Genomic DNA, 17,243 nt, shown 5'->3' with positions numbered 1-17,243 from the left:
TTCTTCTTGTCAACAACTTTTGAAAATATTTTTTCAAGTTGTTATCAATCATTTGATTTGCTTATCGCTCATCTCAGCGACGAATGTTATCTTATCATGATTAGTTTTTTTATATTATATTATTATTTATTATTATCTTAAATTAAATTAATTATACTCACTTTTTTATATTTTTTCTCCATATCCATTGTATTGACACACCTGGAATAGTATTTGATCATTTTAAGGATATATACTATTATATTGTTGTATATATCCTTAAATAAACTTCTATTTGCTTTTAGCTGCATCAATAAATTGCCCAAATAACTTTTCAAACTCTTTGTGATTCGTTACTAAAGCTTCTGGGTGCCATTGAACTCCTACTACAAATTTCTTATCCTTAGCTTCTATCGCTTCAATTATTCCATCATAACTTCTAGCTGTTATCCTAAACGACTGAGAAACATTTTTAACGGATTGATGATGAAAAGAGTTTACCATTATCCTTTCTTCATTAAATATATCAAACAATTTGCTACCCTTCTCTATATCTATAAAATGATATAAACTATCTCTCTTTATTTTTGTAGGATAATGTCCTAATGCATTTTCCCTTTGTACATGAATATCTTGATATAGAGTTCCTCCGCTGGCCACATTTATCAGTTGAATTCCCCTACAAATTCCTAAAATAGGCTTATCCATATCATACGCAAGTTTAAATAATTCTATTTCAAAAAAATCTCTTTCAGTAGATATGGCTCTTAGCTCATTTATTGGATTCTCTCCATAAATTTCAGGTAATATGTCCTCCCCCCCACTAAAAATCAATCCATCAATATTATTTAAATATTGCTTTATATCTTCTTTATTATTAATTACAGGCAATAATAAAGGCACACCTCCTGCTGAAGTTACAGAGTTAATGTAAGCACAATCTAAAGAATTATACTCTCTCTGTTCTTTATATTCTTTAAATGTTGTTATACCTATTATCGGCTTCATATCCCAACCTCCCCATTTACATGTCACTACAATCTAATCTAATTATACTGTTAGGTTATTCAATTTAATACATAAATTTCAAATAAAAACAGATAGGTACTTTATTAGTACCTATCTGTTTTTATAGCTCTTATATCAATATATCTTTTTTTACAAATACAATATGAGAAATTATATAGCTTATCACTGCCCACATTAAAAGCAATACTATTGCATACATAGATGTAACACTAGGGTTATTAAGCATTTGAGCAATATTTCCACTTACAATTTTACCTACATCTCCATAAGTAGTAAAAAGATATTGCACATATTTTCTGGTATATGGCATTGCTTGAAATATAGTAAAAGCTACTACACTAACCGTACTTATAGCCATAGATACCATGCTGCTTTTTACTACTGTAGATAATAAAAATGCAAAAGATGCAGACGCTATTATAAATAAAACTTGCATTAGAAACATTTGAAGTATATATTGCCACATAGGAATTATATATGTACTTCCTTCAATTATTTTTATAACTTGTTCTCCAGCATTGCCTCTTGTGATACTCTCATAAATATAGCGTGTTCCTACTGATACAGGATACCCCATACTTCCGAACCCAAATAATATCCCCATAACTATAAATGCAATAAATTCTACTAAAAGTATTATTACAGTAGAGGATAAAATTAATGCCATAAATTTTGAAAATAGTACCTTTCCCCTTGATACAGGTTGAGTTAATAAAAACTTCATTGTTGGAGGTGTATACTCCCCTGATACCATATCTGAACTAAATATAATTACTCCTACTGCAAGAAATATCATTCCAAGCATTCCAAATAAATCTCTTATAAATACAGATGCTGTTGGCTCATATGAATTCTCTTCTGGCTGTATATTATTAGATAAAAGATATTTTCTTGTATTTAAATTAATTTTAACTCTTTCCTTTTCTTCTGAAGACATTTCAGCACTCTTTAATTGTTCTTCCATACCTTTAATCTCTTCACTTAGTGTAACTTTCCAATCAAGTTTTTCACTCTTTTGTTCCTTCTTAATAGAATCAATTCTTTCATTTGCTATTTTAATTTCTTCATCAAAATGAACTTTATCACTATCAGGTATAGTACTATCTTTCCTCATTCTTTCATACTGAGCTATATTTTCTTTTTCCATTTGAATTCTTCGTTCTGGATTATTCCATTCCTTCATATTTTCTGCATTCTTATATGTTGCAAATCCTACAAACGCTATAAGTAATGCAAATAAAAGAGTTATAGCTAAGGTTTTCTTTCTATTCATTAATTTTATTAGTTCATTACCTATCAGCTTTAGTGTAATCATACCACTTTTCCTCCCTCTACGATTTCTAAGTACCTATCTTCAAGTTCTACATGCTTCTTATAAACTTCTTCTATATGAATTTTATTTTCTGCTAATTTAAATATAATTTCAGGTATTGAATTTTTATCAATAATTAGCTTAAATACATCTTCTTTAAAGGATATTCCCTGAATACAATTCAAGCTCTTTAATATCTCTCTACACTTTTCAATTTCTTTAACAGATAAAATTATAGTTTCTGTGTTTTCTTTTACAATACCTCCATTTATACTTTCAACACTTTGAATTATTCCATTATTTATAAAAGCAACAGTATCACAAAGTGTTTGCACTTCGCTTAAGATGTGTGAAGATATAAAAACCGCCGTATTTGTTTCATGAGCTGCCTTCCTCACTATTTTCCTAAAATCCATAATACCCGTTGGGTCAAGTCCATTGGTAGGTTCATCTAAAATTAAAAGTTTAGGTTTTGCAATAAGTGCTGCTGCAAGTCCCAGCCTTTGCTTCATACCAAGAGAATACTTTTTTACTTTATCCCCTATTCTATCTTTAAGTTCTACAAGCTCAATAATTTCCTCTACATAAGCTTTACTAATTCCTCTAATTCTTGCAATTTGCATTAAGTTTTCCCTACCAGATAAATAAGTATAAAGCTCTGGATTTTCAACCACTGCTCCTACTGCACTAAGTGCCATCTCTCTTTCACCTTTTATATCATGACCATCTATTTTTATACTTCCAGAGTTTGGAGAAATAAGTCCCACAAGCATTCTTATAGTAGTAGTTTTCCCTGCTCCATTGGGGCCTAAAAATCCAAATATCTCTCCCTGTTTTACATTAAAACTTATACCTTTTATTATTTCTCTTTTTCCTAATTGTTTTTTTACATCCTTTACTTCAAGTATATTCACACAAATTCTCTCCTTTTAACATCTAATTAATATGCTTATTCACCAATTTATTTATAATACTAATTTGACCCATATAATTTTGTTAACTTATTTTGCATTTTATAAATCATAGGCGCTGCAATTATACTTGAAATGAGCAAAATTATCCTAGGCATTTGAATAGATTGGTAAGGATTTGCTATAAATATATTCAAAAATATAAAAACTACAGCTACCATTATATTTCCCATCAATAAACTAAGTACTATACACATTAAAATATTTATAATCTTACTTACTGTATTTGATATGAAAAGCTTATTCATATTTTCGATTCTTATTTTCTTATATATATTTATTATTATTAGTTTCCACACTGCAGCACATATTGATATTATTATTAAGGAGGCTATAACAGTTACCTTAAATATCTTTTCTCCATTAGCATAGCTGAATATATTGCTCAATATATAATCAAGTATTTCACTTAAAAATCCACGAAATCTATAAGGTACTAAACTATGTGCAAGCAGCACAAATGCAAAAGGATAACATGGTATTGCTATAGTAGTTATTATGGCTGCTATTCCATTGTTTACTATCCCATTTATTAAAAATATATAAGTAAAGAAACCTATAGAAAATGTAATTAATAGTATAAGCTCTTTTATTAGAAATTCATTATTATAATTTATTAAAAAATACTTATATAATTGTTTATTTGCTATAAAATCTATATAGTTTATATACATATATAATGCTACATTTATAAAACTTAACGACAAGGCTATAAACCCTTTTGTAAATACCATTTCTTCTCTTGTTATAGGCTGGGAACTTAAAAATAAAAAGTTTTTATGTTTATTAATACCCATAACTCCTATGGAGATAAGAAAGTTCATTGCAGCAAGTATCATCATTATTACTATAATATCTATTGACAAGTAACTTCTAAAGTAATCAAAGTTATTAAGTATTGAGTTATGGACTTCTGATATCTTCGTCAAAGCTCCAACAACCACAACTAAAAATTCTAAAATTATTATATATTTCATAGAAATTAGGGTTTCAAATAGAACTGCTTTGTTTAAAAACTTCTTCATTTTATTTTCCCTCCCCTTCTATGGTATATATGAATATATCTTCAAGACTTAAATCAAGTTCTTCTACAAATAGAGGGTTTAGTGAATTGATTTTGGCTATTAGTTCTGCTCCATAATCAGTAGTTACTATATTATAAACTCTTCCTACATTTTCAATCTTAACTACTCCATGAATTTTTAGTTCTTCTTCTTTAATTGCTGCCTTAAATGCCACCTGAAGCTTTTTAATCTTATTTTTCATATCATCTATAGAGCTTACTGCTGTGACCTTTCCATTATTTAATATTGCTACAGTGTCACATATTCTCTCTACATTAGATAAATTATGAGAAGATATTATAATTGTAGTTCCCTTTTCTGCTACTTCATTTAGTAGCATTTCAATAAACTTTCTTTTAAATATTGGATCTATTCCAGAGGTAGGCTCATCTAATATTAGATATTCAGGTTGTATACACATAGCCATCATAATGGCGAACTTCATTTTATTTCCCTTTGATAGCTGAAAAAACCTCTTTTTAGTATTCATTTTAAATTCTTTATTTAACTCTTTAAACTTTTCTTCATCGAAGTTTTTGTAAGCTAATTTATAGTAACTTATAATGTCTATAAGCTTAAATGTAGAGAAAAAGTTATTTTCATCTGCTACATATCCTATTTTATTTTTTACATCTATATTTTCATAAACACTTTGCCCCTCGTAAAGTATTTCTCCTTCTTCCAATCCATATATACCTGTGAGGCATCTTATAAGGGTACTCTTTCCCGCTCCATTAGGCCCTATAAGTCCAAATATACTTCCTTTGTTAACCTTAAGATTTATTTCCTTTAATATGTATTTATCTTCTATCATTTTACTTAAGCCCTTTATCTCTATCAATTCTTCCCCTCCTCTCCATGTGTGTTAAATTCTTCATAATAAATATCCATTATATCTACAAGCTCCTCTTTCGTAAGCCCCATATACTTGGCTTCAAGGATTACTTTCTTTAAATCTTCTTTTAAAGCTTCCATTCTGTCCTCCTGAATTCTAGGTTTATAATTTTCAACAACAAAGGTACCTCGTCCTCTTATAGTTTCAATAACCTTTTGTCTTTCAAGCTCTGCATAAGCTTTGCTTACTGTATTAGGGTTTGCTGTAATTATACCTGAAAGTTCTCTTACAGAAGGCAGCTTATCCCCCGGCTCTAACACACCTTTTAATATAAGCTCTTTAATTCTAATAACTATCTGTTCATATATGGGAGTACTACTTCTTGGATCAATTACTATCAATTGCTATTCCCCCTAATTTGCATTTTCCTCATTTAATATATGATAATTTCCGCTATCTCCAAAATTATCTATAGTCCAATGTCCATCCTTTTTTATAAGAGTATATATCCTTGTAAAGTTTTCTGGACTACTTTCTGTATCATACAAGTTTTCTCCTTTATAATCCACTCTATAAAATCTTATTTCTTCAGGCACATCTTTTATAAAATCTTTATAATAGGCATTAACTCCTGAGATTACTTGCTTTGTATTGCTATCATAATAGGCATATTGAAGATTTATGTCCCTTATAACTTTTTCATCTTTTATAAGTTCAAAACTTTTTAACTGTGCCTTTCCAGAACTTCTATCCGGAGAAGCTGTAAATCCATTTTCTTCATGAAGCATTCTAAGCCTCTCAGATAGGCAATCCTTATAGTCCTGTGAATACATATGGTTACTTCTTAACTTATTTTTATCAAAATTCCAGCTTTTAAAGAATTCTTCTATAACCTTTTCTGGAGTATCATAAGTAGTTTTTCTTTCATAATTCCTGTTTCCCGAATAAAAGGCCATTGCCAAAGGTAAAACTAGTAATGCTACCACTAAACCAACAAAATTTTTTCTTTTCACAACCGCACCCCCTGTATTAAGTGCACTATTAAATATAGTACACTAATATTGTAACTATACTTTCTCATTATTTCAATAGCATTTTTATAATATTTTATGAAATATTAATACATACAAATTCTTGCAACCCTCCAGGGCTGCTTCCATAAAATATTTTAGAAATTGAGTTAGCTGAATTTCTTCCTTCAGCAGTTCAAATGAAGAATTTTTTAATGCCCTGGAAGTATGGAATTTTCATCGTAGAAGACATTGAATAAGCTTTAAAACGGCTTTATTTAGAAATTTTTAATTTATAAATATTAGCTGTTGTTGCATGATCTATAGAAATCTATGATTTCATTATAAATCAGCACATCTCAGCTTACTGAGATGTTACCATAACTCAATAGTCTTCCTAGATGAAAATTCCATGCACCCCAGAGCATTGAAAACCGTCGGAATACTTCTAAATATCTATTTTATTATCTATAAGATATCCTGTTCCCAAAAATAACCCTACATAAATAACGATATTATAAATTACAGCTGCTATATTAATATTTAAACCTGAATTCCTAATAGTTATTAGTGTTCCATCAAGTAGCATTGGCTCAGCATTTGCTGGGAACCCTTGTAAAAGCTCTGGCATAAAGCTTATTGTTTGGGGAAAAAGCTGTATTATCTTATATTCAATATAAGCAATAGCTGCATTTAACGCTATAAACGCTACAAACCCTAAGAACTTACTAACCTTTTTACCCTTTAGCGCCACTCTCGTAATAGTTATTGAAAAATATACTAATAACAAAAGGGTTATTATATTTATTATTCCAAATAAAATTACCGCTAATATAGTTTTCATATTGATAAAAGTACTTAACCTTGTACTAAGTTCATTTATAATTGATTCATCAAATACAAGGCCAAAGAGTATTCTTATGGATATGAGTGATAGTATACCCGCTACTGCAAACCATATTAGTGCAGTAATAAGCTTAGCTCCTACTATTTTTCTTCCACTAACTGGCAATGTAAAGGTTAAATATCCTCTATCTTCATACATTTCCTTTTCAAAGGATTTAATTACAAATATTAAAATGGTTAAGAATAAAAATGAACTGATCATTGTAGTTAAAGCTATGATAATTCCCTCTTCCCACTTATCTATTCTAGTGAAAAGACCACCATTTAATAGAATAGCAATTGTAAATATTATGCCAAATAATTTATAGTCTCCTTTTAACTCATATTTTATTAACTTATCCATTATTTAAATACCTCCCTAAATAGTTCATCAATAGACATACCTTTTTCCATTCTTAAATCTTCAGCATTTCCTGAAAGAACTATTTCTCCATCTTTTATTAAAGCTACATCATCAAATACTCTTTCAATGTCTTTTACAAGATGAGTTGTTATAATCATAGAACTTTCCTCATTGTAACTTTGAATAATTGCATCAAGTATTTGTTCCCTAGCTACAGGATCAACTGCCGCTAGTGGTTCATCTAATATATATAACTTAGCCTTTCTTGACAGCACTAAAGTCAAGTTTAATTTTTCCATCATTCCCTTTGATAAAGAAGTTATCTTCATATCTTCTTCAAGTTTCATAAATTTCAAAAGTTCGCTACACCTTTCTTCATGAAAATCCTTGTAAAAGTCTTTAAAAAACTCTACCGCATCCTTTATCTTCATCCATTTATATAGATAATTTCTATCAGGAAGATATGACACTACTGCTTTTGTGTCCACCCCTGGTTTTTTTCCATCAATTCGAATTTCTCCACTGGATTGTCTTAAAATTCCCACAGCAATTTTTATAAATGTAGTTTTTCCACTTCCATTAGGTCCTAAGAGCCCAAGTACCTTCCCTTTTTCTAAAGACATATTTATATTCTTCAATGCTTTCTTTGTAAAATAGCTTTTAGATAAATCTTTAGTCTCTAACACTATATTCACTTTTAATTTTCCTCCTTTAACTTTTTCTCAATCATATTTATTATTTCTGCATTATTGAATCCTAAATGTTTCATACCCTCTATGAAAGAACTCATTATTTCCTTTGCAGTATCTCTTCTTAAGTTATGTATTACATTTTCATCTTCTGTTATAAAGGTTCCCATACCTCTTTGGGTAAATGCTAATCCTTCTCTTTCAAGTTCTTTATACACTCTTTGAATAGTATTAGGATTAACTTTTAATTCTGCTGATAAATCTCTTACAGACGGCAATTTATCTCCCCCTTTTAACTCTCTTGCTACCATTTGCTTTTTTATCATATTAATTACTTGAACATATATTGGACTTTTATCGTCAAAGTTTATACTCATATTGCACCTCCCTATTATCGCAAATGTTACATAGTACTAGTGTACTAATAACATAATACACTAGTGCAGCTTTATTGTCAACTTATAAAAGTAAAACTATTAAGATAAATTTTTTATCCTAATAGCTTTACTTTTAGTGTTTAAATATTTATTTTATCTTAGTATCATCTTTTAAAAGCATTATATTAGTTGTACTTGTGGCAACTAACTTTCCCTCTCTATTCCTTGCATCTCCTGTCATATGTACTATGGTATTTCCCATGGATTTTATGTCAACAGTTATTATAAGTTCATCCCCCATAAATATAGGTCTTTGATAACTAGTACTTATATCTATAGTTGCTGGTAAAGCTAAATCTTTAACTTCATAAAAACATAAAGCACCAAAGGTATTATCAAAAGCGGCAGTTATAAAGCCTCCCTGCATTCTTCCATCGGGATTTAGATATTCTTCTAAAACCGGAAATCCTATAGTTAAACTTTCTTTAGCAGTATATTGTATAATTTTAGGTTTCATTACCTCAAAGCAGTTAGCATGTTTTGTTTTTAATATTTTTCCTAACCCTTCAAAACCATTTTCGTCGTTCATTTCAATTCTCCTTTACTCCATAATTCATTTATTTATTATACTACTATATTAGAGTTATGTTTAGTTTGCTTTATATTTGAATAAAACTCACGACTTTATGGTATTTGAGAATATTTAAAGAAAAAAAGCTCCTCGTGACGTATATACGTTACGAGAAACTCCTCTTTACATAGAAGCAAATCCAAATATTATCTTAAAATCTATTCATTGTATCTACAAAGAAATAATAAATTCTTCCATCTTTTATCAACTTCATTTTGAATTTCAGCTATCTTAACTTTTCCCTCTTTTGATTTGAATAAGTGCTTAAATCTTCCTTGTAGATTTAACCATTCCTCTATTGGTAATCTTTCTTTTGGCCTGTAGTTTAACTTATATTCCCCATCAATTACTTCATATAGAGGCCACCAACAAGTTTCAACAGCTGCTTTAATTGAGTCTAATTCACTTTCAGTATCACATCTCCATCCTCTTGGACATGGAGTTAATACATTCATAAATTTTGGGCCTTTAATTTCATTTATAGCTTTATTAGATTTGTTATATAAATCCATCATATATTTGGTTCCGGGTATTACAGGGACAGTTTGAGCCACATAGGGCAAATGATGTCCTACCATTATTTGAGTTAAATCTTTTCTATACTGTTGTTTTCCAAAAGATTCTTTTCCTTGAGGTGTTGTAGTTGTATCTGCTCCTAATGGAGTTGCTGATGATCTTTGAATGCCAGTATTCATGTAAGCTCCATTATCATAGCAAACATAAAGCATATCATGTCCTCTTTCCATTGCTCCTGATAGGGATTGAAATCCAATATCGTAGGTACCTCCATCTCCACCAAATGTTATAAATTTATAATTATCTTCAATTCTTCCTCTTGCCTTTAATGCTCTATAAGCAGCTTCTACACCGCTGCCTGTAGCAGCAGCACATTCAAAAGCTGTATGAATATACGAATCCTTCCATGCACTATATGGGTAAACTCCAAAGGAAACTTCAAGACACCCTGTAGCATTGGAAATTACAGCTTGATCTTCTTCCCTCACAGCTTTCAGAACCCATTTAACAACCATTGGAGCACCACATCCAGCACACATTTTATGTCCGGCAGTTATTCTTTCTTTGACTTTAGTTAACTCTTTTAATGTTGCCATTTCGCTCCCCCCTATTCTCTTACTTCCAAATAGTTATGTCGCTTATATTTACCTGTCTTAACTGCATTTTGTAATTCATTATACACTTTTTCTATGCTGCTTACTTTAACATCTCTTCCACCCAATCCATAAATAAAGCTCATTATTATTTTATTATCTGATATTCCATATAAAGAGCTTACAACATCAGTATATAATGGGCCACCGTTTCCAGACATGCCTTCTGATTTATCCATTATAGCTATAGCTTTAGCATTTTTAAGTGCCTTAGCAATTTCTTCACTTGGGAATGGTCTGAACAATCTTATCTTAAGAAGTCCTGCTTTGACTCCTTTAATCCTTAAATCATCAATGGCTCTCTTAGCTGTTCCAGCCGATGATCCTATAATAACTATGGCGTAATCAGCATCATCTAACTTATATTCTTCAAAAAATCCGTATTTTCTTCCTGTTAATTCTTCAAATTCTTTAGCTACATCTAAACATACCCTTTTAGCATTTAATACCCCTTCTAATTGCTGTCTTTTCATCTCCATATATACATCTTGAAGCCCTAATGCACCTATCAGTTTATTTTCTTTTCCAAGAAGACCATCTTCAACCCTCTTATTTTCTCCTACAAAACCTTCAACATCCTCATTATTTAACATATAAAAATTTTCAACAGCATGAGATGTAATAAATCCATCATAGCAAACCATAGCGGGGGTCATAACCTCTGGATGCTCTGCTATTTTTACAGTTTGTATAAAATTATCATATGCCTCTTGGACATTTTCAGCATAAATTTGAATAAATCCTGTATCTCTTTCTCCCATTGTATCCGAATGATCATTGTGTATATTGATTGGAGATGCTAGCGCTCTATTTACTGCTGCAATTATTACTGGAAGTCTGTCTCCTGCAGCTATATATAGCATTTCATGCATAAGAGCTAATCCATTAGCAGAAGTTGCAGTAAATACTCTTGCACCTGCCCCTGATGCTCCTATACAAGCACTTATAGCACTGTGCTCTGATTCTACTGGTACAAACTCAGTTGTGCACTGCCCATTTGCTACAAATGATGAAAAATATTGTGGTACCTCAGTTGATGGTGTTATAGGAAATGCAGCCATTACATCTGGATTTATTTGCATCATAGCTGTAGCAACTGCCTCATTACCACTTAAACTCTTTCTGATTTGTTCAGCCTTGGCCATTATTCTTCCTCCTTCTTATTCCTCTAATACAAAATCTAGTGCTCCAAATTTACATTGCTTTGTACAAACTCCACAGCCCTTACAGAAGTCATAATCTATTTTTATCATTTTCTCATCTTTAACCACTATTGACATGTCAGGACATACAGCCCAACAAAACATACAATGTTTACATTTATCTTCATGCCAAATTGGCTTCATAGATCTCCAATCACCAGTTTTGAATTCTTCTGCATTACCTGCATCAAGAACTTCTCCACCTCTTGGATACTCATGCCACTTTGTATTTGAATTTATATTCATTCTTTTACCCAATTCCATTCACCTCCTGAAGGGATCTCTTAAGTGCCTCAATATTTTTAGGGATAACATGAGGTTTACTTGCAAACTTATGTTTAAATGAATTTTCCATATCCTCTACAAATTGCTTTTCTTCTAATACTCCGCTTACTTTAACTACTGCTGCAAGCATTGGTGTATTGGGGAAATTTGCACCTAATATTTCTTCTGAAATACCCTTTGCATCTATTGTATATACTCTTCCTTCATATCCTTTTAATTCGACTCTAAGCTCTTCTGGTTTCTTTTTGCTATTGATTATTATAGCCCCTTCCTTTTTTAATCCTTTAGTGCAGGGTACAGACTTTAATAATGTTTCATCTACCACAACAACATAGTCTGGTTCATAAATATTACTGTGTACTCTTAACTCAAAATTAGCAATCCTGTTATATGCAGTTATTGGTGCCCCCATTCTTTCTGGTCCATACTCTGGAAATCCTTGAACATACATTCCAACATTAAAAGCAGCTTCTGCTAAAAGTAATGATGCTGTTTTAGCGCCTTGTCCACCTCGTCCATGCCAACGGATTTCAACTAATTTATTATTCATTGCTTTTCCTCCATTCACTTTTTTACAAGAAAGTTCTATGCTTTAACTTCTATTTCATTTTCTTTATCCCATTTCCATGGGTTATTTTTTATACTTCCATCAGCAAATGGTACGAATATTGAAGTAATTGCTGATATAGCAAGAAGATATATATACCAAGCTAAAGGTATTACTTGAAATGGAGACACTGCTCCTTTTGTAAAGCTTAGAAGCATTAACATCTGAGCACCATAGGGTATTATTCCTTGCATTATACAAGAAAAAGTATCTAGTAATGATGCACTTCTGCGAGGATCAACCTTGTATTTATTGCACATTTCTTTAGCTATAGGCCCGTTGATTATAATTGCAACAGTATTGTTAGCAACCGCAGCATCAGTTAATGATACAAGCGCTGCTATACCAATTTCTCCTGATTTTTTACTCTTCATCATTTGCTGAATTTTATCTAGTAAGAATTGAATTCCACCTGCTTTAGTTACCATTTCAGCAAGTCCTCCAGTAAGCATTGATAACAAAAATATTTCTATCATGCTCTTGAAGCCTTCATATATTTGTTGTGTAAAAGTTAAAACTGTTAAATCTCCATATGTTAAACCAATTATGCCTGAAATAATAATTCCTCCTGTTAATACAGCAAAAACATTTACTCCAACTAAAGATAGTACTAATACAAATAAATATGGTAAAACTTTAATTATGTTGTAGTCATAATTTTGCATTACAGGTATAGTTTCTGGCCTGCCAAATATAAGTAATAAAACTAATGTTATGATTGCCGCTGGTGCTGCTATATATATATTTACTCTGAACTTATCCCTCATTTCACAACCTTGAGTTCTAGTTGCAGCAATTGTTGTATCTGATATTACAGATAAGTTATCTCCAAACATTGATCCACCAAGTACAGAAGCTAGCGTAAGTGGAAGGGAAAGTCCTGCTTTGGTAGCAAGTCCTACTGCAATAGGCGCTACAGCCACTATTGAACCAACTGAAGTTCCTGTAGATAGGGATATGAAGCAAGATATGATAAACAGTCCTGCCACTATATAGTTTGCTGGTATATAAGTTAATCCTAAATTGACAGTGGAATCAACTCCACCCATAGCTGAAGATACAGTTGCAAAGGCTCCAGCTAGTAAATAGATTATACACATTATAATTATATTTGAATCTCCACAGCCCTTTACAAAAGTATCAAATTTTTCATTAATGCTTCCTTTTAGAATAAAAAATGCACTAATAATACCACAAAATGCTGCAACTGGTGCTGGAAGTTGATAAAAAGCCATTTCTGTGCCTTTTGCTTGAAGAATTATTCCGCTACCTAAATAAACTGCAATAAAGATTACGAAAGGTATTAATGCTTTTCCATTTGATATTGACTTATTTGATTTATTTTCCATGACTATTCCCCCTCAAAATAAATACCGAACTTAATATAATTTAAATTTACAATGGGTATGGAAAAATAAGATTATTGCAATATCTTCGAGCTAATTAAATTTATATTATAGCTGCAAAAATGTCATTGTATTTGCAGCTATAATATATAAATTAATAATCTATTATATTATTAAATCTAATGCTTGTTTTAAATCTGCAATTATATCTTCAGCTGTTTCAAGACCAACAGATAACCTAACTAATCCATCACTTATTCCTGCTGCTGCTCTTTCTTCTGACGTATATGGTGAATGTGTCATTGAAGCCGGATGCTGAATAAGCGTTTCGGTATCTCCTAAACTTACTGCTAAGCTAGCTAATTTAACAGTATTCATAACCATTCTTCCTTCTTCAACTCCACCTCTAAGTTCAAAGGATATCATAGCGCCTGGTAATTTCATTTGTTTTTTAGCTAAATCATAGTATTCAAAGCTTTCTAATCCTGGGTAATATACCTTATCAACTGCTGGATGAGTCTCTAAGAATTTAGCAACTTTCATTGCATTTGCACAATGTCTTTCCATTCTAATTTCTAATGTTTTCATACCTCTTATAATTAAGAAAGCGTCAAATGGACTTAACACTGATCCTGTCATATCCTTAATACCAACTAATCTAACCTGATTTATAACATCTTGCTTGCCAGCAGCAAATCCAGCTATAACATCCCCATGTCCATTTAAATATTTAGTTGCAGAGTGAACAACGATATCGGCACCAAGCTCTATTGGCCTTTGGATATATGGAGTACTAAATGTATTATCTACAACTACTACACATCCTTCAACTTCATGTGCTATTACAGATATAGCTCCTATATCTGTAATTTTTAATGTTGGATTCGCAGGTGTTTCTAAGTAAACAACCCTTGTGTTAGATCTCATAGCATTTTTAACTTCTTCTAAATTACTAGTGTCTACAAAGGTCACATCTATTCCAAACTTAGTAATTCCATGATTTAATAATGCAAAAGTACATCCATAAAGAGTATCTGCTGCCACTATGTGGTCTCCAGCTTTTAGTAATGTCCATAATACAGAAGATATAGCGCCCATTCCTGAAGCTGTTGCAACTGCTGCTTCAGCACCTTCTAATATAGCCATTTTATTCTCTACTTCTGAGCTGGTTGGGTTACCCAATCTTGAATATATATATCCAGGTTCCTCTAGAGCAAATCTTCTTCCCCCTTGTTCTGCAGTATCAAATATAAATGTTGATGTTTGATATATTGGTGTAGAAAGAGATCCAAATTGTGCATCCTTTTCATGTCCACCATGTATAGCCTTAGTACCAAATCCCATATTAATCATGTGCTCTTTATTCATCCTTATATCCCCCTTAATTTTATGATTATTTTAAATTTACTTTTCAATTGTCTCTATGCAATATTATATTAGCAACATTGATGCCAGTGTTTATATTGAAATATTAATTCGTTGTATACTCCTTATTTTAAAAGGATTCCAATCTTTTATTAAAGTCGGTAATATTGATGTAAACATTTACTACCATTTTGTGTAAAAAAGTGGAATGAATACTTTCCACTTGTAAATTATTCATTCCACTTTATATTGTATTTATTTATTTTATTTATTATTGTAGTATGAGATACTCCTAAAGCCTTTGCAGCCTTTCTGCAAGTTTTATTTTTCTTTAATGCCTTTATTATTGCTTCCTTTTCGCATATTTCAACTATATCCTTTAATTTTATTCCCCCTTCATCTTCTGCAGTAATATTTATTATTTTTGAGTTTTCAGGAAGTCGAATAATTAAATGGTCGGCCTCTAAAAGTTCTTTATTACATAAATTCATGGATCTTTCTATAATATTTTGAAGTTCTCTAATATTACCCGGCCAATTATACTTTACTAGCCTATCTATAAATACTGATTCAACTCCTAAAACCTTTTTATTCAGCTTTTTATTCAGCTTATTTATAAAAAATGTAACCAAATCTGGTATATCTCCGCTTCTTTCTCTTAAAGGAGGAATAAATATAGGTATTACATTTAATCTATAATATAAATCTTCCCTAAACTTTCCTTCTACTACCATATCTTCTAGATTTCTATTAGTTGCAGCAATTATTCTTACGTCTACTTTTTCTTCTTTGTTGCTTCCTACTTTTCTTATAACTCCTTCCTGCAGTACCCTTAAAAGTTTAGCTTGTAATATTAATGATAATTCTCCAACTTCATCTAAAAATAAAGTTCCTTCATGTGCTTCCTTAAAAAGCCCTTCTTTTGTATTAATAGCTCCAGTAAAGCTTCCCTTCTCATATCCAAACAACTCACTTTCAATTAAATTATCTGGTAGAGCGGCACAATTTATAGTAACAAAATTCTTATTTTTTCTATCGCTTAAGTTTTGAATAGCCCTTGCAAAAAGCTCTTTACCTGTCCCACTTTCTCCTCTTAGCATAACAGTTGAAGTACCCTTAGCTACTGTCTTAATTATATTTTTTACTCTTTCGATAGATGGACTGTTACCTACTATTTCCTTAAAAGCTCCTTCATCTGTAGCTGATACTACTTTTGCCATTTCAATAGCTTTTTCCATATCTTTAATTGAAGCAACTACTCCAACAGTGTTATTATTATCATCTTTAATTGCTCTTCCACTAGTTAAATAATGACTTTCACCCTTTTGAGTATTTACTTTTACTTCAATATTATTATATTCTTCTCCGCTAACTAAAGCCTTTACCATAAGAGCATCTTGTATTATAGTTTTTATATTCTTCCCAAGTACATCTCTTTTTTTATAGTGAAATATACTTTCACAATAATTATTAAATATCTCTATTTCTAAGTCTTTATTTATATATAAAATGCCATCATCTACAGAGTTAATAACTGCAAAGAGCTTCCTTTCGTTTTTTTCATATTCTAGTAATTCAACCTCTTTTATAGCATCAACTCCATCTATACTATGTAATTGACTTTTCAATAATTTCTTGTTTCTCTCAGATATTTCCTTTATCTTAATGTATACCTTTGCTGGAAACACCTCTAGAGAACTAAGATTTATGTCTAGCTTATAAAGCTTATCTAATATTTCTAAGGTAATACCCATTCTATCTTTTGTTATTACTTCAAATCTTAGATATTTTTCCACGTTATCCCCCTAATAAAATTATTTCTCTGTTTTAATTTTATATTATAAGTAAATTTATATCAATTAAAAATTCTTAATTGTCAGACGATTAATTTTTCAATGAATATATAAAAAGAACTAAGCAAAATACTTAGTTCTAAATGTAATCAAAAAACTAAAAAACACATCAGATTAACTGATGTGTTTTCTATCTGGCAACGACCTACTCTCCCACCGGGCCTCCCCGGCAGTACCATTGGCGCTTTGAAGCTTAACCTTCGTGTTCGGAATGGGTACGGGTGTTACCTTCAAGCCATAATCACCAGATATATAGAAAGAACTATGTTC

At 31.0% G+C, this 17,243-nt stretch carries 18 protein-coding genes and 1 rRNA gene; all 19 read right to left on the bottom strand.

What is annotated here, in order from left to right:
- Positions 1 to 270: 270 nt before the first annotated feature.
- The gene (locus DP68_RS16095; RefSeq protein ID WP_035311366.1) at positions 271 to 987 is read right to left on the bottom strand and encodes a gamma-glutamyl-gamma-aminobutyrate hydrolase family protein; all 717 of its coding nucleotides are present in this window, start codon (positions 985 to 987) and stop codon (positions 271 to 273) included.
- 130 nt (positions 988 to 1,117) lie between these two features.
- Positions 1,118 to 2,323: an ABC transporter permease subunit gene (locus DP68_RS16090; RefSeq protein WP_035311365.1), complete on the bottom strand. Its 1,206-nt coding sequence runs from the start codon at positions 2,321 to 2,323 to the stop codon at positions 1,118 to 1,120.
- A complete protein-coding gene (locus DP68_RS16085; protein ID WP_035311363.1) occupies positions 2,320 to 3,234 on the bottom strand; it encodes an ABC transporter ATP-binding protein in 915 nt (304 codons plus the stop codon). The genes DP68_RS16090 and DP68_RS16085 overlap by 4 nt, the downstream gene beginning before the upstream one ends.
- 59 nt (positions 3,235 to 3,293) lie before the next feature.
- Positions 3,294 to 4,316: a hypothetical protein gene (locus DP68_RS16080; protein ID WP_035311361.1), complete on the bottom strand. Its 1,023-nt coding sequence runs from the start codon at positions 4,314 to 4,316 to the stop codon at positions 3,294 to 3,296.
- Position 4,317: 1 nt separating this feature from the next.
- Entirely contained in the window at positions 4,318 to 5,196 is an 879-nt protein-coding gene (locus DP68_RS16075) for an ABC transporter ATP-binding protein (RefSeq protein WP_035311358.1), read from the bottom strand.
- The gene (locus DP68_RS16070; RefSeq protein ID WP_035311356.1) at positions 5,193 to 5,591 is read right to left on the bottom strand and encodes a GntR family transcriptional regulator; all 399 of its coding nucleotides are present in this window, start codon (positions 5,589 to 5,591) and stop codon (positions 5,193 to 5,195) included. Before DP68_RS16070 ends, DP68_RS16075 begins: the two co-directional genes overlap by 4 nt.
- Positions 5,592 to 5,603: 12 nt before the next feature.
- Positions 5,604 to 6,203, bottom strand: a complete 600-nt coding sequence (locus tag DP68_RS16065; protein ID WP_035311354.1) for a hypothetical protein — start codon at positions 6,201 to 6,203, stop codon at positions 5,604 to 5,606.
- 445 nt (positions 6,204 to 6,648) lie between these two features.
- Positions 6,649 to 7,449, bottom strand: coding sequence for a hypothetical protein (locus DP68_RS16060; RefSeq protein ID WP_035311353.1), 801 nt, complete (start codon positions 7,447 to 7,449; stop codon positions 6,649 to 6,651).
- A complete protein-coding gene (locus tag DP68_RS16055) occupies positions 7,449 to 8,144 on the bottom strand; it encodes an ABC transporter ATP-binding protein (RefSeq protein ID WP_035311351.1) in 696 nt (231 codons plus the stop codon). Before DP68_RS16055 ends, DP68_RS16060 begins: the two co-directional genes overlap by 1 nt.
- Positions 8,145 to 8,146: 2 nt before the next feature.
- Positions 8,147 to 8,515, bottom strand: a complete 369-nt coding sequence (locus DP68_RS16050) for a GntR family transcriptional regulator (RefSeq protein WP_035311350.1) — start codon at positions 8,513 to 8,515, stop codon at positions 8,147 to 8,149.
- A gap of 148 nt (positions 8,516 to 8,663) precedes the next feature.
- Entirely contained in the window at positions 8,664 to 9,104 is a 441-nt protein-coding gene (locus tag DP68_RS16045; RefSeq protein ID WP_052085860.1) for a PaaI family thioesterase, read from the bottom strand.
- A 200-nt stretch (positions 9,105 to 9,304) separates the two neighbouring features.
- Positions 9,305 to 10,258 carry a thiamine pyrophosphate-dependent enzyme gene (locus tag DP68_RS16040; RefSeq protein ID WP_035311349.1) on the bottom strand — a complete coding sequence of 318 codons (954 nt, stop codon included), beginning with the start codon at positions 10,256 to 10,258 and terminating at the stop codon, positions 9,305 to 9,307.
- Between the two features lie 11 nt (positions 10,259 to 10,269).
- Positions 10,270 to 11,460 carry a pyruvate ferredoxin oxidoreductase gene (gene porA, locus DP68_RS16035; RefSeq protein ID WP_035311347.1) on the bottom strand — a complete coding sequence of 397 codons (1,191 nt, stop codon included), beginning with the start codon at positions 11,458 to 11,460 and terminating at the stop codon, positions 10,270 to 10,272.
- A gap of 15 nt (positions 11,461 to 11,475) precedes the next feature.
- Entirely contained in the window at positions 11,476 to 11,781 is a 306-nt protein-coding gene (locus tag DP68_RS16030) for a 4Fe-4S binding protein (RefSeq protein ID WP_186429783.1), read from the bottom strand.
- Positions 11,768 to 12,352 carry a 2-oxoacid:acceptor oxidoreductase family protein gene (locus DP68_RS16025; RefSeq protein ID WP_035311342.1) on the bottom strand — a complete coding sequence of 195 codons (585 nt, stop codon included), beginning with the start codon at positions 12,350 to 12,352 and terminating at the stop codon, positions 11,768 to 11,770. The genes DP68_RS16030 and DP68_RS16025 overlap by 14 nt, the downstream gene beginning before the upstream one ends.
- Positions 12,353 to 12,387: 35 nt before the next feature.
- Entirely contained in the window at positions 12,388 to 13,758 is a 1,371-nt protein-coding gene (locus DP68_RS16020) for a Na+/H+ antiporter NhaC family protein (RefSeq protein WP_035311339.1), read from the bottom strand.
- Between the two features lie 162 nt (positions 13,759 to 13,920).
- Positions 13,921 to 15,123, bottom strand: coding sequence for a methionine gamma-lyase (megL, locus tag DP68_RS16015; protein ID WP_035311335.1), 1,203 nt, complete (start codon positions 15,121 to 15,123; stop codon positions 13,921 to 13,923).
- A 227-nt stretch (positions 15,124 to 15,350) separates the two neighbouring features.
- Entirely contained in the window at positions 15,351 to 16,916 is a 1,566-nt protein-coding gene (locus tag DP68_RS16010) for a sigma 54-interacting transcriptional regulator (RefSeq protein WP_035311334.1), read from the bottom strand.
- Positions 16,917 to 17,105: 189 nt separating this feature from the next.
- Positions 17,106 to 17,222 (bottom strand): 5S ribosomal RNA (gene rrf / locus DP68_RS16005).
- Positions 17,223 to 17,243: the final 21 nt, after the last annotated feature.

It is taken from the genome of Clostridium sp. HMP27 (assembly GCF_000765165.1).
Taxonomy (GTDB): Bacteria; Bacillota; Clostridia; order Clostridiales; family Clostridiaceae; genus Clostridium_AK.
This window is presented reverse-complemented; position numbering and strand designations above follow the sequence as displayed.